Below are 25665 nucleotides of genomic sequence, written 5' to 3' on the forward strand. Positions count from 1 at the left end.
GTGTCTCAGTCCCAGTGTGGCCGATCACCCTCTCAGGTCGGCTACGCATCGTCGCCTTGGTGAGCCGTTACCTCACCAACTAGCTAATGCGCCGCAGGTCCATCTATAAGTGACAGCCGAAGCCGCCTTTCAATTTCGCACCATGCGGTGCAAAATGTTATCCGGTATTAGCCCCGGTTTCCCGGAGTTATCCCAGTCTTATAGGCAGGTTACCTACGTGTTACTCACCCGTCCGCCGCTAACTTCTTAAGAGCAAGCTCTTAATCGGTTCGCTCGACTTGCATGTATTAGGCACGCCGCCAGCGTTCATCCTGAGCCAGGATCAAACTCTCCAATAAAGTGTTTGTCTAGCATCATAAATAAAAATTGACGTTTCACGTTGTTTGTTTCGTTCAGTTTTCAAAGAACTTATCCGCCGCTCAATTGCGACTTCCTCATGTTAACATCTTTGTTTTTTGATGTCAACTTCATTTTTCATTTCTTTTTTGTCTACTTTCTGCTCTTGTGCAGCAGCGACGTTTATTAATATAGCATGCTCATTATAGATGGTCAACACTTTTTATAAAAAAATTCACATCCCAATAAAACACCTAGATGCCTTTGATAATCCAAAAATTCAGAAATTTATGTTATATTATAAACTATAGGAAGGTGAAAGGGATGAGCATAAAATACTCAAATAAAATCAATAAGATTAGAACTTTTGCATTAAGTTTAGTATTTATTGGACTTTTCATTGCATACTTAGGGGTCTTCTTCCGAGAAAACATTCTTATTATGACAATTTTTATGATGGTCGGTTTTTTTGCTGTCATCGCTAGTACTGTTGTTTATTTTTGGATTGGTATGCTATCAACAAAAACCGTTCAAGTTATTTGTCCATCTTGTAACAAACCAACAAAAATACTCGGGCGAGTTGATGCTTGCATGCATTGTAATCAGCCACTCACACTTGATCGACAGTTAGAAGGAAAAGAGTTTGATGAAAAATACAACCGAAAGGGTTACAAAGTTTAACAAGAAACCTATATTTACTTTCAATAAAAAAGAGCTGACTTAAAGCGTCAGCTCCTTAATTAATTGTATTACTTATTACAGTCCTGACAAACACCGTAAATTTCTAAACGGTGACTATTGATTACAAAACCCGTTGCTTTCGCAGCTTCGTTCTCAATCTCCTCTAGACCTGTATACGGAAAATCAACAATTTTACCACAGTTTTCACAAATAACGTGATAATGCTGACTGGTAACGTAATCAAATCTACTAGAAGCATCACCATAGGTAAGCTCTTTTACAAGCCCCACTTCCTTAAACACGCGCAAGTTATTATAAACTGTTGCAACACTCATATTTGGAAACTTACCTTCTAACGCTTTATAAATCTCATCCGCTGTTGGATGCATCATAGATTCCACAAGGTACTCTAAAATAGCATGACGCTGTGGAGTAATGCGTACACCCGTATTTTTCAACATTTCCAGCGCTTCTTTTAATTCTTCTTTGACCACCGTCATGCACCCCGATTCTATACGGATTATCATTTTATAATTCTTATAAAGAGTGTACTCCTTTTCTTTCCACTCGTCAACATTTCTACTATAACTATGTATTTTATTCTTAAACTTGTTCCAAATTTAATAAACTGTACAAACATAGTTAACGTGGGTGTCAACAACAATCCCACTTCAAAGATATCAAAAAAACAAAAAGGTTAGTTGGAGAATATATACTTCCCCTTCATAAAGTGTCACTTTATTTTATTTTTAGGTGATCTGGCTTCTTTTTATACACTTACACGAAAAAAGTGCGAGAAAAACTCGCACATGAAAAACTATCATCTGAGGAGGTATGCCCTACACTGTTAACATATGAAAAATTCCCAAAAGTGTATGGTCATATGCCTTACAATATTTCACTAATTATTTTATTCTGTGTAAATTTCTATTTGTACATACTGTCTCGTTTACTTTAGAGGCCCATTATAAATTTTCTTTAACAAATTCCAACGCTTCTTCTACATGCCCCTTAACTTTAACCTTTCTCCATTCTTTCACTAACTGTCCTTCTTTATCGACTATAAATGTGGATCTTTCAATTCCCATGTACTCTTTTCCGAAGTTTTTCTTAAGCTTCCACACATCATACATTTCTGCAACTGCGTGATTTTCATCAGCTAACAACAAAAACGGCAAACTATATTTTTCGATAAATTTCTCATGTCGCTGCAAAGAGTCTGTGCTTATCCCTAAAATTACACACTCTAACTCCCCAAAAGTTACATGGTGATCACGAAAATCACACGCCTCAGTTGTACAACCTGGTGTCATATCTTTCGGATAAAAATAAATGACAATGTGTTTCCCTCGAAAATCAGATAATTTTACTTGTTCTCCATTACTTGCTTCTAACGTGAAATCCGGTGCCATTTCTCCTACTGCAACCATGCAAAATCACTCCTTCTCTTTTGCTTCCACTATATCAAATATCCTATTACTTTTCATTTTCCATAACTGTCCGCACAACAAATGCAAATGGCATCGTATATCCAATTAGCGCTTCTACAATCGCAATCCAACGGCCAATTCCAATCGGCGTTACATCGCCATATCCGACTGATAACAATGTAATTGCACTAAAATATAAACATATTTCTACAAGAGCAAATGAGTGATTCACCACTAATTTGCCGTCTTCTTTCAATACCGAAAATCCACTTTCTTCTAATACAACATAACTAAGCGCAAATGCAATGAGTACCGTTGTATAAATAAGAAATAACGAAATCAGATTATACAAAGAGAAAAAACGGTTTGATTCTCCTGCCGAACTCCATAGCAATTGTATACTTCGTAATACAGCAATCGCAGCAATTAATAAAATCATCACCCACAACATGTCCTCCACCTCATTTTATTTCTATGAGGACAAAAGGTGATTTATCCCATATGAACCCTCTTAGTCTAAAGATATAGACTAATTTCCCGCACCGCGATATCGCTTTACTCCTAAATTCCAAATAAAAAACCCAATTGAAATACAAATAACCCCAACAATCGGTGTTACAAATGCATAGGAGTTCCATTCTGTTTTTCCTAAAAAGTAAGATGCCGGATATACACCAACAAAAGCAAACGGTAATATAAACGTTAAAACAAAACGAATGACGCGATTATAAATATTAACAGGATAACGTCCGTAGTTTCCGATGTTATACATGAGCGGCATAATCGAACTTCTTGCATCTGACCAAAAGCCAATACTTGCAAGCGTTACGAAAATCCCACCATACACGAATGCACCGCCTAGTACCATCAATAGAAATAGAAAAACATCATACCAATGAAATGTTAATTGAAGCTGAAGTGCAGCATATCCCATTACGCCAAAACCGGTTATTGCACCAATGAGAGACTCCAATTCCATTCGTTCTAAAATTACTTGGAATAAACTATGAATAGGGCGTGTTAAAATGCGGTCCATTTCCCCTTTTACGATATAACGATCATTAAAATCCCATATATTAAAGAATGAAGAGAAAATCGCAAACGGAACTAGGAAAAAACCATAAATAAAGATCACTTCTTCCCTGTTCCACCCTTTTAACGCTTGTGTATGTCCAAATACAACAAGAATAAAAATTAAGTTTACTGCCTGCAGCAATAAATCAGATAGTAAACCAACAATAAAATCCCCACGATATTCTAGCTTCGTTTTTATATATTGACTTGCATATTGTAAAAACAACTTAAAATATAACATTCTCTCATCATCCCCCTTGTACAATCAGCCGTTTTCTTGCTGTTTTCCACATCATAACAATTGGAATAATGAGCAGCACTGCCCATGTTATTTGAAATAATAAAGCTTTATAAATCGCCTCACCTTGTATTCCTTCCGAGAAAATCATACTCGGAATATAACTAATTGCTTGAAACGGCAGAAATGTCATTACTTTTTGCGCCCATAACGGATAGAAGCTAATCGGAAGTAATAATCCTGAAAACAAATCAATCACAACGCGTTTTGCATACATAATTCCATTATTATTAAATAAAAAGAACGTTAACATTCCTGTCATTAAGTTAATTTGTGTATTAATGATAAAACTAAATAATAATGATAGGAAAAAGTACAACCACGTTTGAACATTCGTTGACATTTGCAGTGAAAATAATAATGTAACAATGACCATACCTGGGATAGAGAAGAAAGCAAATCGGAAAATCCCTTCTCCTAATCCTTGCATTACTTTCATACCTAAATAGTTATAGGGACGAATTAACTCAACCGCAACCCGTCCTTCTTTAATTTCCATCGCAATCTCCCGATCAATATTATTAAAATAAAATGCACGGGCCATCCAGGCAATTGCAATGTATGTTGTCATTTGTGTAACGGATAAACTTTCGATATTTTCTTTTCCGCTATAGATGGCTTGCCATAAAAAGTAATATGCTCCGATATTAATTGTATAAATGATAATACCGCTATAATAATTTGTTCGATACGCAAGCATCATTAGAAAACGAACGCGAATCATTTCAATATACTTACCCATGAATCATGCCCTCTTCATAAATATTACGAATAATTTCTTCTGTAGATACTTCATTAATTTTTAAGTCTTTAATTGCAAAAGATTGGACAACTTTTGAGATAAGAGTCGAAATTATGACTTCTTCATTTGGGATCTTGGCAATCCATGTATGTTGTTCTTTTCCTTGTGCCCAAACTACATCATTATCAGGCATTAACATCGCAAGTTGCTGATAAGAAACAGAGGTTACAAATTGAAAGTGAATTTCTTTTTCTGCTCCCCATTGCGCGCGTAGCTTGTCTAAAGATCCGTCATACATTATTTTTCCTTCATCTAGCATGACAACACGATCACAAAGCGCTTCAATGTCTGTAATGTCATGTGTCGTTAGTAAAATTGTTGTTTTATAACGTTCATTCATTTCTTTTAGAAAGTCACGAATTTTTAATTTCACAAGAACATCAAGACCGATTGTTGGTTCATCTAAAAATAATAGCGGTGGATTATGAATTAAAGCTGCCGCTAATTCACAGCGCATTCGTTGTCCGAGCGATAACTTCCGAACGGGCTTATCCAATAACGGACCAATATCTAACGTTTCAATTACATGTTCCATATGTTCTTTATATTGTGCATCAGATACACCATATACTTTTTTTAACAAACGAAATGATTCTTGCACAGCAATATCCCACCAAAGCTGCGAACGTTGACCAAACACAACACCAATTGTTTTCACAAATTCTTCCCTTTGTTTGTGAGGATTCATGCCATTCACAGTAATGTGTCCAGCAGTAGGTGTCAAAATACCTGTTAGCATTTTAATAGTAGTGGATTTACCAGCACCATTTTCTCCAATATATCCAACCATCTCGCCTTGCTTTACAGTAAACGAAATATCATTTACTGCTGGGACAATTTTATAATTACGATTTAATAAATCACGAAACGCTCCTTTTAATCCTGAGCGGCTTGAATACGATGTAAATTCTTTTCGTAAATCTTTTACCTCAATAACCGTCTCCATTCCGATTCTCCTTTCTACCTTCCACTCTAGTAAACAGTATCTTTCCTGGCGATATGCCCAACTATATATTTTTTGACATATAAATCGCGCAACCTGACCCCATTCGCTTTCTCCCTTTGTTTTAAACTTGGCATATGAGAGGAAAAGGAACCGACCGCATCTATCCATGGCCAGATGCTCTCGTCCCTCTAAAAAAGGGTTTTATATAATTATCAATGCAATAGTGAAAGTTTCTATTTCGCACAACGAATAGTTTACCCAACCGTAGCAACTTGTACAAACAATACGCCTTTCTCAAAAACGTGTTAAAATAATACATAGATTTTTGTAAGGAGATGAATTTTCATGAAGTTCACAAAGTCAGAAGAACTACATAAAGAAGCTTTAGAACATATCGTTGGTGGTGTAAACAGTCCTTCTCGCTCTTTTAAAGCAGTTGGCGGCGGTTCACCAGTTGCAATGGAGCGCGGTAAAGGTGCTTACTTTTGGGACGTGGACGGCAACAAATATATTGATTATTTAGCAGCATACGGACCGATTATTACGGGTCATGCTCATCCACATGTAACAGAAGCGATTAAAGTCGCTGCCGAAAATGGTGTGTTATACGGAACACCAACAGCTTTGGAAGTAAAATTTGCAAAAATGCTAAAAGAAGCTATGCCAGCGATGGATAAAGTACGTTTTGTAAACTCAGGAACAGAAGCTGTTATGACAACAATCCGTGTCGCTCGCGCTTATACAGGACGCACAAAAATCATGAAATTTGCTGGTTGCTACCATGGACATTCGGACTTAGTTCTTGTAGCAGCAGGCTCTGGTCCTTCTACACTTGGTACTCCTGATTCTGCCGGTGTACCGCAAAGTATTGCACAAGAAGTAATTACAGTTCCTTTTAATAATGTAGATACATTAAAAGAAGCTTTAGATAAATGGGGACATGAAATTGCCGCGATTCTTGTAGAACCAATTGTTGGAAACTTCGGTATTGTTGAACCAAAACCAGGATTCCTTGAAAAAGTAAATGAACTTGTTCATGCAGCAGGTGCATTAGTTATTTATGATGAGGTTATTACAGCTTTCCGCTTTATGTATGGCGGCGCTCAAGATTTACTTGGAGTAACACCAGACTTAACAGCACTTGGCAAAATAATTGGCGGTGGTCTTCCAATCGGTGCTTACGGCGGGAAAAAAGAAATTATGGAGCAAGTTGCACCACTTGGTCCTGCTTATCAAGCGGGTACAATGGCCGGAAACCCAGCTTCTATGACTGCTGGTATCGCCTGCTTAGAGGTACTTAAGCAAGAAGGTGTATATGAAAAACTAGATGAACTTGGAGCAATGCTTGAAAAAGGCATTCTAGAACAAGCTGCTACACATAATATCGATATTACAGTTAATCGTCTAAAAGGTGCTTTAACAGTATACTTTACAAAAGATAAGATCGAAGACTACGATGCTGCACAAAATACAGATGGTGAAATGTTCGGTAAGTTCTTCAAACTAATGCTTCATGAAGGAATTAACTTAGCACCATCTAAATATGAGGCTTGGTTCTTAACTACAGAACATACAAAAGAAGACATTGCGTACACAATTGAAGCCGTTGGCAGAGCATTTGCTGCCTTATAATAAAACAAAAAAACAGAGCTCACCCTCTGTTTTTTTATTTTTACTATTTCATAAATTGCACATCAATAGTATAATTATTCATAATTATCTACCTTTAATCAGAAATAAAGATTTATCCCGCTTCTTTTTGGCAGTAAGCCCCTACCTCAATATTCAAGAAACGTGAAAACACACGCAAGGGATAACAGCCAAAAGTTTCATTGTTATTATTATAAATATTAGGTGTCGTACACCTTTAATATTTCGATTATTCTGAATTCAAAAAGGAGGATTGACGAATGCCAGGTACAACAAATAAATGGACACCATCTCTATTTCAAAATTATGCAAATGCCGAACATGATGCTTGTGGAATCGTTTCCGTAATGGAGAAACAAAACATTCCGACGAAAAAAAACATTGATCTTTGCATACAATCTCTTGTAAAAATGAATCACCGCGCTGGATTTATTAATAACGAAGGCGATGGAATCGGAATTCATATTGATCTTCCGAAAACACTTTGGAAAGAAAAATTACGGAAAAACGGTTATAATCCAACATTAGTGAACCACCCTCACTTTATCGTTGGCCATTTTTTTCTACATCAAAAACAAGATACAAACGCCTTACAAAATGATATCCGTTCTTTACTACAAAGAGAAAGTTTAGCGATTATATTTGAAACTAGCGCCGTAACCAACTCTGATGCCCTTGGACCTCTTGGCAAACAAGAAGAACCGCTATTTTGGCAAATTGCCGTTATTCCAGAAAAACAACATGAAAAGATTGATCAATTATTATTCTCGCTAACGATTGAAATCGAAAAGAATGAAGCAATTCATATTGCGTCATTCAGTCCAGATTATGTTGTTTATAAGGTGCTCGGAGCTGGTGATACACTTGTATCCTATTATGATGACCTGCGTCATCCACTCATCGCATCTACAATGACACTTGGCCATAACCGTTATTCCACTAATACATTATCTAATTTTTTTCGCGTTCAACCATTTAGTATCCTTGGACATAATGGTGAAATTAATACAATCTCTAAACTGCGAGATCAAGCAGAAATGATTGATGTGCCGCTTACAAATGGTGGCAGTGACTCACAAGACTTAAACAGGACGCTAGAAACACTTCTTACCCATTACAACTACAGCTTATTCGAAGCAATGGACATATTATTTCCACCAATTGTTAATGAAATTAAATTATACAAACCGCATATGCAAGATTTATATACGTATATACGTGAAGCATGGGGACATTTCGCTCAAGGGCCGGCAGGAATTATTTCACGCCATAAAGATGAGGCTGTTTTTAGCGTAGACTCCCTTGGGTTACGCCCCGTTTGGAAAGTAGAAACAGAAAGCTCTTATATTTTTTCCTCTGAACCAGGTGTTATTTCTCCGGCTGAATATGTCGCAGAACCAAAATCACTTGCTCCAGGGGAAAAAATAGGACTAAAGCGAAACGCAGAAGGCGATCTTATTTTATACGAATACGACGCATACCAAAAAGAAGTATATGCACGTATGAAACAACGAATTGAATGTATCAACTATCGTTATCATCTACAAGCTCCGCCAACAGATGCATTAGATGACCTAGTTTCAATTACAGAAGTAAAAACAGAGCAATACGCAGCTTTCGGTTGGGACCGCGAACATATTCAGCTTCTCGAACAAATGGCTGAGAAAGGAGCTGAACCAATTCGTTCCCTTGGGCACGACGCCCCTCTTGCAGCACTCGATATAGGAAGACGAAACATTGCTGATTTTATAAAGGAAAGCGTTGCTGTTGTAACAAACCCTGCAATTGATCGCGACCGAGAAGTAGAGCACTTTTCTACACGTACAATTGTAGGGAAAAGGCCAAATCTGCACGCATCAAACGAACAACCATTTATTGTAGAACTCCCAAGCCCAGTTGTCTTAGAAGGAGCATCTGGACAACAAGCTGCCGGGCAGCTAGACACAGTATCTTATGAACAACTCATCCGTATGTTTGCTCTGCACAGCACTGTTTATAAATTATCTGGAACGTTTACAGAGGATGAAACTTTAGGTGCGGCACTGAATCGCCTTGGAGCAGAAGCTGCACTTGCAATAAAAAAAGGGACATCGCTTCTTATCATTGATGATGCAAAAGCTCATCAAAACGGCCAATTATGGATTGATCCGCACTTACTTACAGCAAAAATCCATCAAGAGCTCGTGAAGCATAAACTCCGCCGTGATTGTGCAATTGTCGTACGTTCCGCGGCGCTTCGTTCCCTGCACGACATTGTAACTTTATATGGTTTAGGAGCAGATGTTATCAATCCATACCTTACATTTGCAACAGTAAACGATGGAACAAAAACGTCTCTTCTCAATTTATATAACGCATTGAATAAAGGCATTGAAAAAGTGATTTCAACACTTGGAATTCATGAATTACGCGGCTATGGTCGCCTCTTCTCTTCCATAGGTCTACACGAAGAAATTGCACAACTATTGGATATTACAAATTTCCTTGGATCCGGTGCGTTGGATTTTTCGCTACAAGCACTAGCAGAAGATGCAAAAGTCCGGGCAATCGATTATACAAATGAAAAAACAAACATACGAAAAACGTTTCATCTATTCCCGCGCATTTGGAAAGCGATTGGAGATATTGCAAAAGGAAATGCATACGATGACTACCGTGAAAAACTGGATGAATTAGAAGCAAAAAATCCAACGGCAATTCGTCACCTAATAAAAATAAAAGAAACAGATGATAAAACGCCCATTGAAAAAGTTTCAATTGCAGTAAAAAATCATAGTCTCCCATTTATTATTAGTTCGATGTCATTTGGCTCACAAAATGAAATTGCCTTCCGTGCTTACGCCGAGGCTGCTAACCGATTAAATATGATTAGTTTAAACGGCGAAGGCGGCGAAATTAAAGATATGATTGGTAAATATCCACATACACGCGGGCAACAGATCGCATCAGGGCGTTTTGGTGTCAACGCTGAGCTTCTGAATTCATCTAATTTAATTGAAATTAAAATTGGGCAAGGAGCAAAGCCAGGAGAAGGCGGACATTTACCAGGTTCAAAAGTAACGGCAAAAATTGCAGAAGCGCGAAATGCAACAATTGGTTCGGATTTAATCTCACCTTCCAATAATCATGACATTTATTCAATTGAAGATTTAGCACAAATTATTACTGAAATTAAAACTGCCAACCAACACGCAAAAGTAGCTGTTAAAGTTCCCGTTGTCCCTAATATCGGAACCATTGCAGTAGGCATCGCCAAAGCTGGTGCTGATTTTATTAATATTAGTGGTTTCGATGGTGGGACAGGTGCTGCACGTATTCATGCCCTGCAACACGTTGGTCTTCCTGTTGAAATTGGTGTAAAAGCTGCTCATAACGCCTTGTTAGAAGCAGGAATGAGGCATCGTGTAGAAATTTGGGCTGACGGCGGCATCCGCAGTGCTGCAGATGCATTAAAAATTATGCTACTTGGCGCAAACCGCATCGGCTTCGGAACACTGTCTATGATTGCGATTGGTTGTACAACATGCCGCGGCTGTCATTTAGATACTTGTCATGTCGGGATTGCAACGCAAATTGAATCTGAAGCACAAGCGAAAGAACATGGCCTGCGCCGCTTCGTGCCGCGAGATTTTGAAAGTGCTGTAGAAGGATTGTTACATTTATTCACAGCTTTTGGCACAGAACTAAAACGATTAACAGCGCAGCTTGGTTATAGCAACTTACAAGAAATCGTCGGTCGTTCTGATCTATTAGAACAAACACATGGCCAGCATTTACTAAATTTACATTACTTATTACAAACATTAGAAGATGTAACATACACTGCCCTGCAAACAGCAACACCTCAAGAATACAGCAATGCTCATTATTCTATTACATCTAAAGAACTTATTCGTGTTGGTGTCGATCAACGTGTGATGGGCGGTATGGAATCTTGCTATCGTATTCGCAGTAAACTGTATGAAAATGGTGTATTAGATCCAATCACATTAAAATATACAAACGGTTCTGTTCCTGGAAATGGACTAGGCGCCTATAATAGTGAGAACCTCTTTATTCATGTCAACGGCGGTGCACAAGACGGTATTGGAAAAACAGCTTTTGGCGGTGGTATTTATATTACGAAAACAAAAGGAAAAGATGGCAAATACTATAACGGTTCTGTTGGAAAAGGATTCGGATACGGTGCACAAAAAGGAGCATTATATGTACAAGGAAATGCTGACGCTAGAGCAGGCATTCGTCTCTCAGGAGCTGATATGATTATTGGCGGAAGAATGACAAAACCAATCCCGAAAGAAGAACATGGAAATATTGGTGTTCATGCTAATATAAAAGGATTTGCTTTTGAATATATGACAAACGGTCGCGCGCTCGTCCTCGGCGACCCTGGCCCATGGATTTGTGCTGGAATGACGGGCGGAGTTGTCTACTTACGTCATCATCCTGATTTTGGATTAACAGAACAATCATTAAAACGACGAATTGCAAAAGGAGCGAATGTTACTCTTCGCCCACTCAGCAAAACAGGAGAATCTGATGTGAAGGAGTTATTATTAGATTACCTTCGTATATTAAATGAGCATGAACAATACAAAGAGGTTGCTCTTCTCTCACTTTTGTTATCCAATCTAAATTCTCATTTCTACGAAGTAATTCCAACAAAAGAGCAAGCCGATCCATCTGTTTCAACAGAGTAAAGCGAAAGGTTAACAGCTTTCTTATTGACGACTTTTCATTCTCATAGTACTCTATAACAAATCGAAAAAACCTGCTGAAATTCAGCAGGTTTTTTCATTAAAATACTACTTGCTAACATAGGTTAATGAATGTATAGTATCATATTGTACATTTATTCTGACGAGGAAGAAAGGATATAAAAAAGAGTATGAAACTTGGTGCTCGCGTTTTAAAAACGGGTATTGCCATTACATTAGCTTTATTTACATGTGTTCTGCTTGAATTACCAAGCCCTGTATTTGCGGGAATCTCAGCAATTTTTGCTGTACAACCTTCTGTGTACCGCTCATATTTAACAGCTTTAGAACAAATTCAAGCAAATGTAATGGGAGCAATTTTTGCCATTGTCTTTGTGTTTGCTTTTGGAAGTAATCCTCTTACTATTGGATTAACGTGCATATTAGTTATTGCACTTGCTTTAAAACTACATCTAGAAAATACCATTTCTATTGCGCTCGTAACGGTTATTGCGATTATGGAATATCAAGGAGCAAATTTCTTTGATTTTGCCCTATTACGATTTGCAACAATTATGGTTGGAATTATTGCGGCATCTCTCGTAAACTTAGTATTTATGCCGCCAAAATACGAAACAAAACTCTACCATAAAATCGTAGATAACACAGAAGAAATTGTAAAATGGATTCGAATGAGCAGTAGGCAAGCATCTGATTTCACAACATTGAAAACAGATATTGATCGTATGAAAGAAAAAATGATTCGTCTCAATCATTACTATTTGTTGTATAAAGAAGAAAGAAGTTATACAAAAAAAGTACAAGTTGCTAAAATTCGTAAACTAGTCCTATTTAGACAAATGTTAGCAACAACAAGCCGCGCTTTAAGTACATTAAAGGCGCTCCATCGAACAGAGAACGAGTTACGATATATGCCAGAATCATTTCAAGAATCGATTCAAAATGAGCTTGATTCATTAACTCATTATCACGAGCAAGTATTACTCAAATTTATCGGGAAAGCAAAGAAACAACAATCTGTTGAAATTCTTGACGAAGTTTCTATTGGGAAACAACAACTAATTGATATATTTATGAACTATCAAAATAAAGATGATGAAGAGAGCTATCGAATATGGCTTCACCTGTTTCCTCTCGTTTCAGCTATTATTAATTATAGCGAGGAAGTAGAACATTTAGATTTACTTGTAGACAGTTTCTATACGTATCATAACCCAGAAAACGAACTACAAATTCATGAAAAACGAGAAGATGAATAAAAAACGACCCTTTCCTATTACGAAGGGGTCGTTTCTTTTATATGTTGAATTTGATATAAATTATAATAATAACCGCGCTTTTGCATTAATTGCTGATGCGAACCCTTTTCTTTTATTTCACCATCTTCTAAGTAAATGATTGTATCTACGTGTGTAATTGTCGATAATCGATGCGCAATAATAATTGTAGTTCGATCAGCAGCTAACGTTTGCAGCGCTTCTTGAATATAGCGTTCATTTTCTAAATCCAGTGCAGATGTAGCTTCATCTAAAATGAGCAACGACGGGTTTTTTAAAAATACACGCGCAATTGCGATGCGTTGTCTCTGCCCACCAGACAATTTCACACCTCTTTCCCCGACCACCGTTTCATATCTATCAGGCAACCTCATAATAAAATCATGAATATGTGCAGCTTTAGCTGCTTCTACCATCTCTTCTTCTGTTGCCTCGGGTCTTCCATATAAAATATTAGCTCCAACTGTATCGCTAAATAAAATGTTGTCTTGCAAAACAAGACCAATATGACTGCGTAAATTCCGCACATTATAATTTCTAACATCAATTTCATCTAAACAAATCGCTCCGCTAGAAACGTCATAAAAGCGAGGAATTAAACTGGCAAGCGAAGACTTCCCACCCCCGCTTAAACCGACAAGTGCCACTTTTTCACCTGGTGAAATAGATAAAGAAATATTTCGGAGCACATCTTGTTCATGGTCATTATAGTGAAATGAAACATTTTCAAATATAACTTCACCTCGAAGCGACTTCTTTGTAATCGCATTTGGACGATCTACAATATCGTACTCTTCATCTAGTAATTCAAAAACACGGTCCATGGAAGCGAAAGCTTGTGTAAGTGTTGTCGAAGAGTTCACAAGGCGGCGAAGCGGACTATATAAACTATCCATATATCCAACAAAAGCGACCATTGTGCCAAGTGTTAACGATCCATGAATAACTTCATAAGCAGAAAAAGCAATTACGAGTAAAGGTCCAAGATCTGTTAATGTGTTTACAGTAGAAAATGTCCTTGCTGTCCAGCTTGTATGTGATAATGCCTTCATTAAAAATTCGCTGTTCTTCCCTTGAAATTGCTCTTTTTCATATTCCTCTAATGCAAAACTCCGCGTCACTTGCATACCTTGAATACGCTCATGTAAATATCCTTGCATCGTTGCTAGTGCTTGCGAACGCTCGCGTGTTAATGTTCGAAGACGACTGAAAAAATATTTGACTGCAACTATATAAACAGGAAGTACGAGTAAAGAAACAAGCGTTAATTTCACATTCATCGAAAACATAACTGCAATTGCAATAAAAACCGTTGCTGTATCAAGCCACACATTCATTAAGCCAGTAATAACGAAGTCCTTCGTCTGCTCAACATCATTGATAACACGAGAAATAATTTCACCTGTCTTTGTATTAGAGTAATACCGTAAGCTTAATTTTTGTAAGTGTGCAAAAATATGTTTTCTCAAATCATACAACACTGCATTTCCAATACGCTGCGCAAAGTATTGACGATAATATTCAATTGGAGGACGTAATACTGCAAAAATAAACAATGCAATCCCAATAGCTACAAATAATTGAGATGTTTTCTGTTCTAGTGAACTTCCGCCTTGAATAATATCATCGATAATATACTTTAATAGCCACGGCATAATAAGCGGAATCCCAAATTTAATAAGACCTATAACAATAGTGGTTGTAATGAGCCACCGATACGGTTTTACAAATTGTAGATACCGTTTTATTCCTTTCATGCCACTCCCCCCATCATGTTAAAAGGACAAAACCTGCTGGATGCCCTAGCAGGTTTTTCTTTAATCTCTATACATTAAATATCGTTCATACCACATATCAATAAAATCAGGTGCAAACGGACCCTTTCGTTGATGAATCCATTGCGTTAAATATTCAACATTTCGTTTTAGAATCGTGTCAATGACAGCTGGATAATTCATAATCTCACGATGTTTTTCGTACTCATCTTCATCCAACAATGTATACGTCATATCAGGATACACTTTAATATCTAAATCATAGTCAATATATTTTAATGCTTCATGGTCATAGGCAAATGGCGAACTTAAATTACAATAGTAATACACACCTTCCTGCCTTAACATACCGATAATATTAAACCAATAATTTGAATGGAAATAACAAACAGCAGGTTCACGAGTAATCCACGTTCGTCCATCAGCTTCTGTTACGACCGTGCGATCATTTGCCCCAATAACACAACTTTGCGTTCCTTTTAAAACAGTTGTCTCTTCCCACATTCTATGAATGGAGCCATTATGTTTATAACTATGTATTTGTATTTTTTCTCCTTCTTTGGGAAACCCCATACTTTCTCCCTTCTTTCGCCGTGAATGCTCTTCTAAAGTTGTTATCTGTGATACCGTTTGTTTTTTCCTTCTGTTTCAAACATATTGAGCCGAATTCACTTTTCTTCTTATTATAACGGTTCTGTCGAAATTTTAAAACAAAAGAGCCGATTCATAAAATCGTCTCTTCGTTCGAAAGCATCTTCTCATTTTCAAAAGAATGAATCACCGCCGCTGTTTGTTGCTCAAATTTCAACTGTAAACCTTTTAATGCCTTTTCTGTTCTTTGAATTTCTTGACGAATAAAATGGAGTTCTTTCGCATCTTGCTGATTCATTTCAAGGTGTTGATATTTTTCTAAATGAACTTGCAACTTTAATAATTCATCCATCGTCCGCAATTGCTCTTCAACCAATTCATCAAACAGTTTCATTCTATCCCTCCTAAAAATCCTATTACATATTTTCGAATAAAGCCGTTCCGTCTCCTTTGACTTTATTTGTTGACTTATTAGAAGTTATGTCGGCTCACAAAAATAAAAAGAAAAAACACTCCCCTTATATTAGAGGAGTGTTTTTTCTTTGTTATTCGTTCGTACTAAAATTTTTTTGCAGCTGATTTTGCGTTTTGTTGTTTTACTGCTTGTACATTTGTTTCTGTTGCAAACTCTGTACCATAGCCAGCACTTGCACTTTGAGCGCTAGCGCTAGAAGCTTGTGATTTTTTAGCTTCTGCTTGTGCATTTTGTTGTCTTACTTCTTGTGCATTTGTTTCAGAAGCAAATTCTGTTCCAAAACCTGCGCTTTGAATGCTAGCACCAGAAGTTGTTTTACCTAAATTGTGTTGTTTTTTGTTCATCTTTCTCACCTCCACAACAAATAATGTAACCATCCTTACCTGAACATATCCGTTAAAAAGACAAAAAGAAAAATATTTTTTACGTATACAGACAAAAGCGTTCATTCAAACTAATGATGATGGAGGTGCTACACGATGTATGTTGGACGTGATATGACAGAGTTATCAATGACTCCAAAAGATCAATGGAATCAAGAAGAACTCGCTTATTTTCATCATTCCTTACAACAAATGATGCCCTACTTAAACGTAGAAGGACAAACCATTTATAAAGAAGTTGTAAAAGAAATTGAGGCACGTGGTGGTTTACAAAAAAACGAAGCTAGTTGGACTCATGGCACAAAAATTTTTTACGATTAAGAAAAACGTGTTCCCTAATTTGGGAACACGTTCCATCTCCTATCTTTTTTACCTGTTGTAAAGGACCAAACTGGTGAAGTCACTTGTCCACCATACCGGTCTTCGACTTTTATATACCAGTAATACGTCGTATTTTCCTTTAAATTCTCCAATTTCATTTTTGCATTACGCCAATTTGCCACAAAATCATCTTTACCAATTACTTCATTCGTGTACACGTTTACTTCTACATAGTCCGTTGCAACTTGTTTTATTGCAGGTTTTAAATCAACGTCTACTACAAATTCATCTTTTCCTGGATACTCTTCTGGTTTATAAAAATTATATTCATTTAAATATGGAGAATACGTTTTGACATACATTTTATTTGCAACCGTATCAAATTGTAAAAGACGCATATAACCTTGTCCGCCCTCTGGACCACCTTGATAGTCCGCTAGCATTTGATATACTTTACGATCTGTGACTCCATCCCCATCATCATCAATTTCATCAACCAATGTTTCACTATCATGATAATGTCCGCTCAACACAGCTAACACATTTTTATTCGGTTTCACTACTTCATTAAAAATTTTATCGCCAATCGGACTACGATTGCCCGATACAAGTAAATATTCATGGAATGATAAAATTACTTTTCGATTTGGATATTTCTTCAATACTTCCTTCATCCATTGAATATCTTCATCTGTAACGCCCCATCCCATATACATCATAATAAAATCGTTACCTTTTGCTGAAATTAGATCATAGTGTCCACGGTTATTCTTATAACTTTCACCATAAAATGGCTTATCTTTAAAACGCCAATCCCCAAAATATTTTGAGTATGCTGTATAGTCCTCATCTTTATGATTTACATCATGATTCCCAGCCAACACACCATACGGTACTTTCGCATTCTCAAGTACTTTCATATATTCATCTGCACGCTGCCATTGAAATTCTTGATATGCCTTATCAACAAGATCTCCTGTATGGAACACATAATTAATATTTAATGGATCTTTTTGCGCAGCAATCCAATCAACCTGACTTTTATAAATATGTGGATAACTTTCGGAATAATACTGTGTATCAGACATCCATACAAATGTATAATCAAACTTATTTGGTGAACTTGGAATTTGGTCTTGCACGATTACACTTACTTTTTGATTTTGTACATATTCTTTTGCTAATACAGCACCTTTTAATTCAAAATCCTTGTCTCCAGCAATTTTCGATGTAAGTTCTGTCCACTTATTTGTCGTATAGTTCCAAGCATACATTGTAACTTTTCTTCCTTCTAGAGAATGACCAAACCACTTTACTTCTACCGTATCATCGTTTCTCACATCAGCAGCAACTGTTACATCAAAGCGATGGTATGGGAATTTCTCTGTTGATTCCGTTGTATAATATTTCCCATCTTTTTTACTAACTTTACTTAGCTGATCTTGGTCAAAGCGTTTCTCACCATTTACAACAAAAGCTTGTGGTGGTTCTTGCTCTATTGCATTTTCGGTAATTTTCATATGATCCGTTTGACTCGGCTTATACGCATACCCTTTATAAAATGTTGCCTTCATTGCATCATTTGTTGGATCAGTTACTTTTGCTTCAAGTGTCGGACTCGTACTCACATTTCCCTCTCCGTCTTTAGGTGCAATCGGAGTAGGATCTGTTGGATTTTCTGCCCAGGTTTCAAACATAACTGTCTTTTCTTGACGATTTCCGACTTGGTCCTCCGCCTCCACATGTAGCTCATGCTTTCCTGCTACTAATTGTGCAGATGATGTTTCGTATGGAGTTATAATCTCTTTACCGTCCAATATAACTTTTTTATTTTTCACTCCTGCTATATCATCCGTAACTGTTACATCGATTGGAATTTTCCCTTTATATTTTTTTTCATTCCGCACCGTAGTAGAAATCTGTGGTGGTGTGTTATCAACTTTTACATTCGAGGCGACTTCTTTATTTACACCATCTTGCACTGCAATTCGATGACTTCCATCCTTCGTTTGTTTTGTATCCCATAAATACGCATTCGAAATAAATTTGTCTTCCGGAACCTGGAATCCGAACGTAAATACTGGCGTTGATGTATCTCCATCACCAACTGATAACTCCTGATTTGGATTTGCAAAGTTCGGATCATATAAAGTCGTTCCATCTGCTAATATAAGACGAACATTTTTTAAATAAAAATCATCTTTGTTCTCTTCAACTCGATCATCAAATGGAGACGTTTTTGTTCCGGACCTGATATCAATTTTGAACGGTTCCTTATATTTAATTTTTGATTGATCAATTTTTACAGTTAATGTGACATAATCACTATACGTATCATCAAATACACGCAATACTTCATTTCCAATTGTGACTGCGTTTTTAAAATACAAGTCAGTTTGCTTCACATCGAAAGCAAAATAGGCAGGCTTCTCTAAAGCTCGATATGTGTTCGTCTCTACTTTCTTTCCGTCCACTAAAAGAGAAATCTGTTCAGACTGGGCCGACGAAGAAGTTCCTTTTAATAAAACTTGATTTGCGACCACTTCATCATCTTTTACATTAAGACGAAGAGGGCCCTTATCTTTCTCACCAGCTATTTGTACTGAGTACATATCACTTTTTACTACATGTAAGCCATCAGAAGCTTCCAAGTAATATGTTATTTTCTCTTTTCCAATTAATTCAGGTGAGTAAATGGTATAATGATATTTTTTATCTATATGATTCTCTACTAAATTTTCGACTTTATATTCTGCGTTAGGATTCGTTTTGTAGTATAATTTCACACTTTTAACTTGTTCGTTATCAAGAACAGAAAAATTCAATTTATGATCTTGAAATTCAGAAATTAGCCCTTCTGCCGGTTCATGTGAAATTGTCGGCGGAATTGTATCTGCCTTCAAAGCAACTCGTTCAGCCGGTACTTGTCCTTCGAATACAGTTCCAGGAGATGCATTATGCTCTGCACTACTAATCTTTTGCATGATTTGCGAGCCATCTTGAGGATAACGATATAAAATTCCCTTATTCGCTTTCACATCAGCTTGGTTTGCTTGATCATTGTAGTAGGAAGCTGCAATTTCTTTCCCCGTCTTTGTTGCAACGACAATGCCACGGGCACTTCCATTCGCCATTCCATTTGAGTATACTCTAACAATATTTTTATTTTCTACTAGGTTCACTTCAAATTGTTTATTAAAATCAGCTACATTCTTCTCATTATTTTCACCATTTATAATCCAAAATACGAGAGACTGCCCCGATGGAATTACAATGTCATCTGGAGTGGATCCCAAAATGAGATCTCCCTCTGGTCCTTCAGATGGATAACGATATCGAATTGTATAATCCTTAAAATTAAGATCCTGCTCGCTATTGTTATACACTTCAATAAATTCATATCCATCTGCTTTCCCAACATTCGTCGTGTCTGGCGTCACTTCGGTAATCAAAAATGGCGGTACGCTTTGCGGATCTATTTTTTTATGTTCTACTTTTGTTTCGTAGGATTTTTCAATTGTTTCTTGATTACCTTGCACGACAATTTTATAGAATAGTGTGTTCCCCCACAACTCTTTTTTAGGAATTGTCACCTTATAAATATCGCTATTTCCTTCTTTATTCATCTGCAATTTTTTGTGTGTTAATTTGCCATCTTGCGCATACAAAACAGCTACATTTTCCCCACCTTTAATCGTTGCAGTAATAGTTAGATCCTCTGCCTCTGTATGAGTAGGTGATGCTGTATGCTCAATCGTAACGCCAGCTTGATCGGACTGTTTTACCGGCTCTAACGGCACTTGAAATGGTATTTGTACACCAGGTGTTCCTTTTTCAAACAAACCTACTTTTTGCATTTCAACACTTTCAGGCTTGTATGCATAAGCAACACTTTGACCAACCTTTACATTCGATTTCTCATATGTTGCAGATGATAAAACTGTTCCGTACTGATCGGCCAATTGAATGGTTCTTCCAGCACTATTAGACATTCCATCTGATTCAATTTGAAGCACTTGTTCTTCAGTTATATTCCCACCGTATGCTTGAATAAAATCTTGTTTTAATAACCCTGCATTTCCTTCATTTTTAATCCACAACACTCTCGTTCCTTTTGATGGGATTGTCGCATTTTCTGTGAAATTCCAATCTTCACTTCCAGTTTCTGAATACTTATATATAAGTTTATAATCTTTCAATTGTATTGCTTCACTTAAATTATTATATATCTCTATAAATTCATATCCATCTTTTCCGTTTACGTTTATCGTATCTGGCATTAGTTCAGTAATCATAACTGTCTTATTTTTTGTATAATCTTCTACCTGATGCTGAACAGTACTTACATATTGTTCTTTTTCTGGGAAAGTAATAACTTTTCCCCCCTGTTCAATTTCAAACCAATATGTAAACGTATCGGACCAAATATCTGACTTTTGAACAACAGTGGAATACAGATTATTCTCACCTTTATTCATTTTCATTTTTTTCACTAACAAACCGGAGGCACTACGATATACAAGGTTTACTTTTGCCTCATCGTACGTACTTGCTAACTGAATTTCAATCGGTAAATCCTCATGTGCATTAATTTTCACTTTAGGTACATGCGCTGTCTCTTGTAAGGTTTTTTCTTTTTGTGCAGGCTCTAGTTGTTTGGGGTTTGGTTGGACTGCCTCTTTTCGTGTGGATTTCGTAGATGCTTTTTCTTTTTCGTGCGATTGGAATGTAGTGTAAGTCCCAGGGGATGGTATTTCATTTTTTATTTCTTTCTTTGTTTCATTCCAAAAAGAATGAATTGATATATCTTTATTCTCTTTTCTTGTTTCAATGACATCTACTGTTTTATTTTTCTCATTCGTTACTTCAATCCTAATTTGTTCGTCACTTAAATCATCAGTAGCAAATAAAACTTGGTCTTCTTTTACTTCCGTCTTATAGCGCTCATTAATCTCATTAACTGTTTTATTTCCAAATAAGATTAACTTCGTTTCTTTTGGTTGTACAGATTGCTTTTCATCTTCATCTTGAAATTTTAGCACTTTTCCATTAACCTTCAGTTGAACATTCTTCATATCCATAACTTTCGCCGATGAGTTATACAACTCGATATAGCGTAGATCGTCTGTATAATGAACTTCTGAAATGAGAGCTTGCTGATTTTGTTCCTTCTCCTCAGCAAAAGTGACATAGCCTGACCCAGCTAATGTTTGAAGCAAGAAGGTCGCTACAACTGCTGAACGGATTGCTTTTTTAAACATTTTCTATCCCCCTTAAAATTTTTCATTACAACTTCCAGTGTATTTGTCATTTGTTAAGGGAATATGAAATATTTGTAAGAGATTATTATATTTATGTCGAAAAAACTCCAACCATTATGGTTGGAGTTTTTTGACACATTCTTCAAAAATTGTTCGATGTGATTTTGAAATAGGTAATTGTTCAAATTCTTCAGTAGTAATTATTTTTAAATGATCCGTTTCAACAATTGGTTGCAATACAGTGCCGTAAAATACAAATATATCCCACGTTCTATGAGTAAATGTGTGGTGAACATTCATTGCATAATCATCAATGACAACAGAAAGAGAAAATTTCTCTTTCATGTAATCTGTAAATTGTTGTTTATGGTTACGGATGCCTTCTCCAATTTCTACATTCGGAAACTCCCACATGTTAGCAAGTAATCCCGTACTGGGTCTTTTATTAACTACGTATTTCCCATCTTCAGTACGCAATACTCCGGCTACAATTGGAACCATTTTCGGTGCCTTCGCTTTACTTTTCACTGGCAACTCCTTTTGTACACCTTCTGCAAACGCGCGGCAATGCTCCCTAACAGGACAGAGAAGACAAGATGGATTTTTCGGAACACATATAAGCGCCCCTAGTTCCATCAGCCCTTGGTTAAAATAAGATGGATTTTCTTTTGAAATGATTTGGCGGACAATATCTTCAAATACTTTACGTGTTTTTGGTTTCGCGATATCATCCCAAATTGACAAAATACGCGATAATACACGCATCACATTTCCATCAACAGCCGGCTCTGGAATCCCGTAAGCGATACTCAAAATTGCCCCTTTTGTATAGGGTCCTACCCCTTTTAACTTTTCAATTTGTTTTACATCGTTAGGAACTTTCCCGCCGTATTGTTCCTTTACTTCTTTTACGGCAGCGTGTAAGTTACGTGCTCTCGAATAATAACCAAGGCCTTCCCACGCTTTTAACACTTCTTCGTCTTCCGCATCAGCTAATGCTTCTAATGTTGGAAACTTCCCCATAAAGTTTGCGTAATATGGTTTTACAGCTTCGACTCGCGTTTGCTGAAGCATAATTTCCGAAACCCAAACGCGATATGGATCTTTATTGATACGCCAAGGCAAATCACGCTGCTCTGTTTCAAACCAACTGATTAAATCATGTTGAAATTTTTCTATGTTAAAGTCATCTAATATTTCGAGCTTCAAACTTGATCCTCCTCATTTTTTGCATATACGTACTATTATAAAGAATTTAGGAGAAAATTTAAGTAAGATGATTGAAGAAATAAAAGGCAAATGCCTTGTGATATAGAATAAAAAGAGTTACATTAATAAAAAACGGAGGTGGTTTTCATGGACACAGCCACTCATCTTGTCATGGGCGTTACATTAGGAAGCTTAGCAACGTTAGATCCAGCGCTCAGTCAAAGTGACTTTGGACCACAAGCTGTGATGTTTGCAACAATTGTCGGTTCAAACATCCCTGATATTGATACTGTTTTAAAATTAAGAAACAATGCAAAATATATTCGAAATCATCGTGGGATTACTCATTCCATCCCAGCTGTTATTCTTTGGTCATTTCTTGTTAGCGGGATTTCTTTAGCCATATTCCAAAGTCCTCCCTATCTTCATCTTCTTCTATGGTCATTTATTGCTGTGTTTCTTCATGTCTTCGTTGATATTTTCAATGCATACGGTACACAAGCATTGCGACCTTTCACTAAGAAGTGGGTGGCACTAGGTGTTATTAATACATTTGATGCAGTCATTTTCTTCATTCATACATTAGCAATTGCGTGTATACTTGTCGGTGCAAATAAAGGTTATGCCGGAGCAGCTGCTTATATATTAATGATCATTTATTATATTGGCCGAATTATGATGCGCCAAAATGTAAAGAATGTCGTAAAAAAACGGTTTCGTGACGTTGAACAAGTCATCATTTCACCGTCATATCGCTTTTATCATTATCACTTAGCCATTGTGACAAAAGACCATTATTATGTTGCTCGTTGGCATCGTGGTAGTATTATGGTTCATGATAAATTCGAGCGCATTCCATTACCTGATAACGATATCATTCGTGCTGCTCAAAAAGATGAAAACATTTCAGCATTCTTATCATTTTCTCCTGTCTATCGCTGGGATATTTTTGAATACAACGATTATTATGAAGTTCGATTTATAGATTTACGCTATCGCAGCAAAGATTATTATCCATTTGTTGCAATTGTGCAGCTGAATAAAGATCTTGAAATTATGAGTTCCTACACAGGATGGATTTTCAGTGAAGAAAAACTGCGCAAAAAATTAGAATTACTCCCACATTAAAAAAACGACCAAAATTGGTCGTTTTTTTAATGTTTAACGTGATTGTCTTTATTAATTAAATGACTATACTTTGGATTATTCGTTTGAATTTCATGCAAACGCGCCCCTTGGTTGTTAATCCACGCTCGTACCACTTTCTCTGTCATTTCAATCCCTTGATACGTTCCTGTTTTTGCATATGTCGCACCAAAGTCCTCCCATAACAACTCAACCCAAGTACGCGCTTGAGAATAAGAAAGAGAAGGGTTTTTTTCAAGAAGTTCTTTCGTTAATTTTTCAAAAATATCGTTCATATTATATCTCCTTTAATCGATTCATTTATTTTTTAACATATAAGCTGCTGCTATGCAAAACACAACATAACCGCCACTTACTTCCTCTCCTTGTTTTAAATATCTCATGGGGCAGAAATAGGCACTGACCGCTTCTACGCACTGTCAGATCCTCTCTCCCATCTAAAAAAAGGGGGGTGTATAGCTTTTTATTTGTATTTCTCTAGAATATTTCCTCTCACATTGCACAACCTATAAGTGATACTTTTTGTATCAAACTGTAGCGAGGGGGAGTTCCTCTTGGGCAAACAATCTGAAATTTGGTCTGAATCCAAAAACAACAGCAAAATCAACGGTCAACCGCGAGCAAAAGCTCGCTTTGCTTCCAAACGACCTAACGGCACTATTAACACGCATCCACAAGAGCGAATGCGTGCTGCTAATCAAGAAGAAGCATAATTGTTTATCGATAACTTTTTATACGAGGTGATAAAATGAGCTATCGTAACCGTTTAGACCGTCATTCTGAATTATTCGCTCCAACATGGGCTCGTCCAAAACACGCAAAAGCACAAGTAAATGGACAAACGCAGCAAACGCAGTCTCTTATTATTTTGGCAAATGAAATGAAAAAACGCCAATTTTAAACGCCTATCTCCTTTAACAATTACAAAAAGTGAAAACTAGAGCAGCCAAGGCTCTCTAGTTTTCACTTCTTTTGCAATAATGAAATAGGAATACCAATTTCCTCTGTTTCATTTTGTTTGTGACCCCAAGCAAATACCCCATTAAAATACGTAATTGTAAACGATGCACCTGGCTCTTCTACAAGTTCATACGTTTCGCCAATCTGAAATTCATTGATATCTGTCATATAAGCACGTGCCATCGCCATTTTCCTCATTAAAACATCAAATTCATTTACAATGCCAAGTTGTTCTGCTTTTACTGCCTGTTCTTTTAAAACGCCTATTTCTTCCCTTAGCTCATGTGGTGTCATCTCGCTATAGCGCTTTGGCATGTTTCTCATACTTTCCC

22 protein-coding genes and 1 rRNA gene (1 of these 23 only partly in view) are annotated in these 25665 nt (G+C 36.8%); 8 read left to right on the plus strand and 15 right to left on the minus strand.

The genetic code is table 11. The features are described 5' to 3' along the window. Window positions 1–338, minus strand: a 16S ribosomal RNA gene (locus tag AB1280_RS15385) (it extends 1213 nt beyond the left edge of the window). A gap of 322 nt (window positions 339–660) precedes the next feature. Here AB1280_RS15385 and AB1280_RS15390 point away from each other — a divergent pair. Beyond that, window positions 661–1017: a YgzB family protein gene (locus tag AB1280_RS15390; protein ID WP_272189011.1), complete on the plus strand. Its 357-nt coding sequence runs from the start codon at window positions 661–663 to the stop codon at window positions 1015–1017. A gap of 68 nt (window positions 1018–1085) precedes the next feature. Here AB1280_RS15390 and perR read toward each other — a convergent pair whose 3' ends face one another. The 6 genes from perR to AB1280_RS15420 all read right to left on the minus strand — a co-directional run bounded on the left by perR (window position 1086) and on the right by AB1280_RS15420 (window position 5567). Continuing rightward, window positions 1086–1511, minus strand: coding sequence for a peroxide-responsive transcriptional repressor PerR (gene perR, locus AB1280_RS15395; protein WP_272189010.1), 426 nt, complete (start codon window positions 1509–1511; stop codon window positions 1086–1088). A gap of 471 nt (window positions 1512–1982) precedes the next feature. Then, window positions 1983–2447, minus strand: coding sequence for a thioredoxin-dependent thiol peroxidase (gene bcp / locus AB1280_RS15400; protein ID WP_429756356.1), 465 nt, complete (start codon window positions 2445–2447; stop codon window positions 1983–1985). 46 nt (window positions 2448–2493) lie between these two features. After that, window positions 2494–2898 (minus strand): potassium channel family protein, encoded by a 405-nt coding sequence (locus AB1280_RS15405; protein WP_272189007.1) that lies wholly within the window; start codon window positions 2896–2898, stop codon window positions 2494–2496. A gap of 78 nt (window positions 2899–2976) precedes the next feature. Beyond that, the gene (locus AB1280_RS15410) at window positions 2977–3762 is read right to left on the minus strand and encodes an ABC transporter permease (RefSeq protein ID WP_272189006.1); all 786 of its coding nucleotides are present in this window, start codon (window positions 3760–3762) and stop codon (window positions 2977–2979) included. 7 nt (window positions 3763–3769) lie between these two features. Next, the gene (locus AB1280_RS15415) at window positions 3770–4561 is read right to left on the minus strand and encodes an ABC transporter permease (protein ID WP_429756357.1); all 792 of its coding nucleotides are present in this window, start codon (window positions 4559–4561) and stop codon (window positions 3770–3772) included. After that, entirely contained in the window at window positions 4554–5567 is a 1014-nt protein-coding gene (locus AB1280_RS15420; protein WP_272189003.1) for an ABC transporter ATP-binding protein, read from the minus strand. Before AB1280_RS15420 ends, AB1280_RS15415 begins: the two co-directional genes overlap by 8 nt. A gap of 345 nt (window positions 5568–5912) precedes the next feature. Here AB1280_RS15420 and AB1280_RS15425 point away from each other — a divergent pair, with 345 nt between their 5' ends. The 3 genes from AB1280_RS15425 to AB1280_RS15435 all read left to right on the plus strand — a co-directional run bounded on the left by AB1280_RS15425 (window position 5913) and on the right by AB1280_RS15435 (window position 13194). Further along, entirely contained in the window at window positions 5913–7199 is a 1287-nt protein-coding gene (locus AB1280_RS15425; RefSeq protein ID WP_429756358.1) for a glutamate-1-semialdehyde 2,1-aminomutase, read from the plus strand. A gap of 278 nt (window positions 7200–7477) precedes the next feature. Further along, complete coding sequence (locus AB1280_RS15430) at window positions 7478–11917, plus strand: glutamate synthase-related protein (protein ID WP_272189001.1); 4440 nt, start codon at window positions 7478–7480, stop codon at window positions 11915–11917. Window positions 11918–12105: 188 nt separating this feature from the next. Further along, complete coding sequence (locus tag AB1280_RS15435; protein ID WP_272189000.1) at window positions 12106–13194, plus strand: FUSC family protein; 1089 nt, start codon at window positions 12106–12108, stop codon at window positions 13192–13194. A 17-nt stretch (window positions 13195–13211) separates the two neighbouring features. On the opposite strand, the gene AB1280_RS15440 is transcribed toward AB1280_RS15435, so the two are convergent. From AB1280_RS15440 to AB1280_RS15455, 4 genes are all read right to left on the minus strand, one after another. Next, window positions 13212–14969, minus strand: coding sequence for an ABC transporter ATP-binding protein (locus AB1280_RS15440; RefSeq protein ID WP_429756359.1), 1758 nt, complete (start codon window positions 14967–14969; stop codon window positions 13212–13214). A gap of 60 nt (window positions 14970–15029) precedes the next feature. Further along, window positions 15030–15560: a nucleoside tri-diphosphate phosphatase gene (gene ntdP, locus AB1280_RS15445; protein WP_272188998.1), complete on the minus strand. Its 531-nt coding sequence runs from the start codon at window positions 15558–15560 to the stop codon at window positions 15030–15032. A 151-nt stretch (window positions 15561–15711) separates the two neighbouring features. Further along, window positions 15712–15972 (minus strand): YgaB family protein, encoded by a 261-nt coding sequence (locus tag AB1280_RS15450; protein WP_429756360.1) that lies wholly within the window; start codon window positions 15970–15972, stop codon window positions 15712–15714. A gap of 164 nt (window positions 15973–16136) precedes the next feature. Beyond that, the gene (locus AB1280_RS15455) at window positions 16137–16412 is read right to left on the minus strand and encodes a gamma-type small acid-soluble spore protein (protein ID WP_429757352.1); all 276 of its coding nucleotides are present in this window, start codon (window positions 16410–16412) and stop codon (window positions 16137–16139) included. A 120-nt stretch (window positions 16413–16532) separates the two neighbouring features. Between AB1280_RS15455 and AB1280_RS15460 the strand changes: the two genes are divergently transcribed. After that, window positions 16533–16757 (plus strand): hypothetical protein, encoded by a 225-nt coding sequence (locus tag AB1280_RS15460; protein ID WP_272188996.1) that lies wholly within the window; start codon window positions 16533–16535, stop codon window positions 16755–16757. A gap of 14 nt (window positions 16758–16771) precedes the next feature. Here AB1280_RS15460 and AB1280_RS15465 read toward each other — a convergent pair whose 3' ends face one another. Both AB1280_RS15465 and mutY read right to left on the minus strand, forming a co-directional pair. Further along, a complete protein-coding gene (locus AB1280_RS15465; RefSeq protein WP_429756361.1) occupies window positions 16772–22018 on the minus strand; it encodes a lamin tail domain-containing protein in 5247 nt (1748 codons plus the stop codon). 114 nt (window positions 22019–22132) lie between these two features. After that, window positions 22133–23227: an A/G-specific adenine glycosylase gene (gene mutY / locus AB1280_RS15470; protein WP_429756362.1), complete on the minus strand. Its 1095-nt coding sequence runs from the start codon at window positions 23225–23227 to the stop codon at window positions 22133–22135. A gap of 147 nt (window positions 23228–23374) precedes the next feature. Between mutY and AB1280_RS15475 the strand changes: the two genes are divergently transcribed. Continuing rightward, a complete protein-coding gene (locus AB1280_RS15475) occupies window positions 23375–24355 on the plus strand; it encodes a metal-dependent hydrolase (protein WP_272188992.1) in 981 nt (326 codons plus the stop codon). Window positions 24356–24381: 26 nt separating this feature from the next. On the opposite strand, the gene AB1280_RS15480 is transcribed toward AB1280_RS15475, so the two are convergent. After that, complete coding sequence (locus AB1280_RS15480; protein WP_429756363.1) at window positions 24382–24648, minus strand: YfhJ family protein; 267 nt, start codon at window positions 24646–24648, stop codon at window positions 24382–24384. Window positions 24649–24927: 279 nt separating this feature from the next. Between AB1280_RS15480 and AB1280_RS15485 the strand changes: the two genes are divergently transcribed. Together AB1280_RS15485 and AB1280_RS15490 are read left to right on the plus strand one after the other, a co-directional pair. Continuing rightward, a complete protein-coding gene (locus AB1280_RS15485; protein ID WP_272188990.1) occupies window positions 24928–25086 on the plus strand; it encodes a small, acid-soluble spore protein K in 159 nt (52 codons plus the stop codon). Between the two features lie 35 nt (window positions 25087–25121). Continuing rightward, entirely contained in the window at window positions 25122–25274 is a 153-nt protein-coding gene (locus AB1280_RS15490; protein WP_272188989.1) for a YpzG family protein, read from the plus strand. Between the two features lie 62 nt (window positions 25275–25336). Here AB1280_RS15490 and AB1280_RS15495 read toward each other — a convergent pair whose 3' ends face one another. After that, window positions 25337–25657: a YfhH family protein gene (locus AB1280_RS15495; protein ID WP_272188988.1), complete on the minus strand. Its 321-nt coding sequence runs from the start codon at window positions 25655–25657 to the stop codon at window positions 25337–25339. Window positions 25658–25665 lie beyond the last annotated feature (8 nt).

Origin of the sequence: Bacillus sp. S10(2024) (genome assembly GCF_050473865.1) — a bacterium.
Lineage (GTDB): Bacteria > Bacillota > Bacilli > Bacillales > Bacillaceae_G > Bacillus_A.

Bases quoted from the DNA above. Each gene is read 5' to 3' on its own strand.
- AB1280_RS15415 (WP_429756357.1), bottom strand. From the start codon at position 4,561: ATGGGTAAGTATATTGAAATGATTCGCGTTCGTTTTCTAATGATGCTT.
- AB1280_RS15475 (WP_272188992.1), top strand. From the start codon at position 23,375: ATGGACACAGCCACTCATCTTGTCATGGGCGTTACATTAGGAAGCTTA.
- AB1280_RS15440 (WP_429756359.1), bottom strand. From the start codon at position 14,969: ATGAAAGGAATAAAACGGTATCTACAATTTGTAAAACCGTATCGGTGG.
- AB1280_RS15405 (WP_272189007.1), bottom strand. From the start codon at position 2,898: ATGTTGTGGGTGATGATTTTATTAATTGCTGCGATTGCTGTATTACGA.
- bcp (WP_429756356.1), bottom strand. From the start codon at position 2,447: ATGGTTGCAGTAGGAGAAATGGCACCGGATTTCACGTTAGAAGCAAGT.
- ntdP (WP_272188998.1), bottom strand. From the start codon at position 15,560: ATGGGGTTTCCCAAAGAAGGAGAAAAAATACAAATACATAGTTATAAA.
- AB1280_RS15480 (WP_429756363.1), bottom strand. From the start codon at position 24,648: ATGAACGATATTTTTGAAAAATTAACGAAAGAACTTCTTGAAAAAAAC.
- AB1280_RS15435 (WP_272189000.1), top strand. From the start codon at position 12,106: ATGAAACTTGGTGCTCGCGTTTTAAAAACGGGTATTGCCATTACATTA.
- AB1280_RS15390 (WP_272189011.1), top strand. From the start codon at position 661: ATGAGCATAAAATACTCAAATAAAATCAATAAGATTAGAACTTTTGCA.
- AB1280_RS15410 (WP_272189006.1), bottom strand. From the start codon at position 3,762: ATGTTATATTTTAAGTTGTTTTTACAATATGCAAGTCAATATATAAAA.
- AB1280_RS15425 (WP_429756358.1), top strand. From the start codon at position 5,913: ATGAAGTTCACAAAGTCAGAAGAACTACATAAAGAAGCTTTAGAACAT.
- AB1280_RS15490 (WP_272188989.1), top strand. From the start codon at position 25,122: ATGAGCTATCGTAACCGTTTAGACCGTCATTCTGAATTATTCGCTCCA.
- AB1280_RS15465 (WP_429756361.1), bottom strand. From the start codon at position 22,018: ATGTTTAAAAAAGCAATCCGTTCAGCAGTTGTAGCGACCTTCTTGCTT.
- AB1280_RS15420 (WP_272189003.1), bottom strand. From the start codon at position 5,567: ATGGAGACGGTTATTGAGGTAAAAGATTTACGAAAAGAATTTACATCG.
- AB1280_RS15430 (WP_272189001.1), top strand. From the start codon at position 7,478: ATGCCAGGTACAACAAATAAATGGACACCATCTCTATTTCAAAATTAT.
- AB1280_RS15495 (WP_272188988.1), bottom strand. From the start codon at position 25,657: ATGAGAAACATGCCAAAGCGCTATAGCGAGATGACACCACATGAGCTA.
- AB1280_RS15460 (WP_272188996.1), top strand. From the start codon at position 16,533: ATGTATGTTGGACGTGATATGACAGAGTTATCAATGACTCCAAAAGAT.
- AB1280_RS15450 (WP_429756360.1), bottom strand. From the start codon at position 15,972: ATGAAACTGTTTGATGAATTGGTTGAAGAGCAATTGCGGACGATGGAT.